This window comes from Oleiphilus sp. HI0043 (assembly GCF_001634935.1).
Genome location: NZ_LWEY01001823.1, coordinates 1 through 765 on the forward strand (window position 1 = coordinate 1; position 765 = coordinate 765).

2 protein-coding genes are annotated in these 765 nt (G+C 45.1%); both read right to left on the minus strand.

From position 1 onward, the window contains the following. Positions 1-317 (minus strand): DNA mismatch repair endonuclease MutL (mutL, locus tag A3729_RS28125; RefSeq protein ID WP_197476210.1); only part of this gene is annotated, 317 nt, incomplete at its 3' end. Between the two features lie 35 nt (positions 318-352). Continuing rightward, the coding region (locus A3729_RS28130; protein ID WP_156498190.1) for a LysM peptidoglycan-binding domain-containing protein at positions 353-765 on the minus strand (413 nt) is incomplete at its 5' end.

Here is a 765-nt window from a genome sequence, read left to right on the forward strand (position 1 = left end):
ACCGAACTAATACTTGCTAAGGCTTCCCCCCTAAACCCTAAGGTCGCGACGGTTTCCAGATCATCCAGGGATTCAATTTTACTGGTAGCGTGACGACTTAAGGATAGAGGTAAATCATCTTTGCCCATGCCTTCACCGTCATCACGAACTAAAATTCGCTTAACACCGCCTTGCTCAACCTGGACCAATATTTTGCGTCCACCCGCATCCAAGGCGTTTTCTAATAATTCTTTTACAACAGAAGCAGGACGCTCCACCACTTCACCTGCAGCTATCTGGTTTGCTAGGCGCGCGGATAGCTTATGAATTTTACTCATAGAAGAAATCTGAAAATCTAATCAAAAACGGAAGCTTACGAGGAAGGTAGCGACAAGCGTTGACCAACCCATACATTATCAGAGCGAAGCCGATTCAAACGACGAAGCTCTGTAAGCGATACATCATTGCGCATCGCAATATGGGAAAGGGTATCACCTTTTCGAACAACATACTTCTTGAAATTCGTGGCTTTTGATTTAGTGCTTTGAGCAACACTTTGGTTCACTACACTATTGCCACCCTTATTCCATGCCAATAGCGTTCCCGGAGGTGGCGCGTCATTAAAGTAAGCGAGAATTCCGCCCTTTATCGCCTTGGCCATTTTCCGCTGATACTTTGACGACTTTAATCTCTTGGACTCTGCCGGATTTGAAATAAATCCTGTCTCAACCAATATTGATGGAATATCTGGTGACTTCAACACCACAAAACCTGCCTGCTGAACCG